Source organism: Pseudomonas sp. P7758 (assembly GCF_013386485.1).
GTDB lineage: Bacteria > Pseudomonadota > Gammaproteobacteria > Pseudomonadales > Pseudomonadaceae > Aquipseudomonas.
The window spans coordinates 1-974 of the sequence record NZ_JACARS010000233.1 but is presented as its reverse complement, the minus strand read 5'-3'; the positions used below and the strand labels follow the sequence as shown (position 1 = coordinate 974).

The 974-nt window shown below is 64.0% G+C and carries 3 protein-coding genes; all 3 read left to right on the top strand.

Annotation, left to right across the window (positions count from 1 at the left end; genetic code table 11):
- The coding region (locus HX873_RS31015; RefSeq protein WP_177123767.1) for an FUSC family protein at positions 1 to 335 on the top strand (335 nt) is incomplete at its 5' end.
- Positions 325 to 525: a DUF1656 domain-containing protein gene (locus tag HX873_RS31010; RefSeq protein WP_003216262.1), complete on the top strand. Its 201-nt coding sequence runs from the start codon at positions 325 to 327 to the stop codon at positions 523 to 525. The genes HX873_RS31015 and HX873_RS31010, both read left to right, overlap by 11 nt.
- Positions 526 to 535: 10 nt before the next feature.
- On the top strand, positions 536 to 974 hold a 439-nt coding region (locus tag HX873_RS31005), incomplete at its 3' end, for a biotin/lipoyl-binding protein (protein WP_177123765.1).

Below are 974 nucleotides of genomic sequence, written 5' to 3'. Positions count from 1 at the left end.
ACGCGATCATCGAGTTGCGCAAGGAACAGGCGATCCTGCCGGTGCACCCGGCGTATGCCGAATCCCAGCCGTGGCGCCAGGCGATCCGGGTGATGGGCCGCTCGTTGGTGCGGCTGTTCCTGCAACCCAGCGCCAGCAACCTGGAGCGCAGCCTGATCGCCGTGGACCACGCCATCAGCCGCGTGCAGGCCACCGACGAACCCTTCGCCCCGCACTTCGACACCTCGGCCCTGCGCCGGGTAAAAAGCTACCTGCACTTTATCCGCACCTCATTGCTGGACCCGCAATCACCCCTGGCTGCCCTCAAGCAAGAAGGACCCGCCCATGCCTCGTGAAATCGCCTTCCACGGCGTCTACATGCCCACCATGACCCTGATGTTTCTGATCGCGGCGGGCCTGGCCTGGGCCCTCGACCGGTTTCTGGCCGGCTTTGACCTATACCGTTTTTTCTGGCACCCGGCGCTGCTGCGCCTGAGCCTGTTCGCTTGCTTGTTCGGCGCCCTGGCGCTGACCGTCTACCGTTGAGAATGCCCCGATGAAAAAGTTTTTCAGCCTGCTCGCGACCTTGCTGGTACTGGCCCTGGCGATCTGGATTGGCCGCACGTTGTGGGTGCACTACATGGAAACCCCCTGGACCCGCGATGGCCGGGTGCGCGCCGACATCATCAACGTCGCCGCCGACGTCACCGGCGAAGTGGTCAACGTTCCGGTGCGTGACAACCAGTTGGTGAAAAAGGGCGACCTGCTGATGCAGATCGACCCTGAGCATTACCAGATTGCGGTCAAGCAGGCGCAATCCCTGGTGGCGTCCCGCAAGGCCACCTGGGAGATGCGCAAGGTCAACGCCCACCGCCGCGCCGACCTCGACGCCCTGGTGATCTCCAAGGAAAACCGCGACGACGCCAGTAACATCGCCGACTCGGCGCTGGCCGACTACCAACATGCCCTGGCCCAGCTTGAAGCGGCGCAACTGA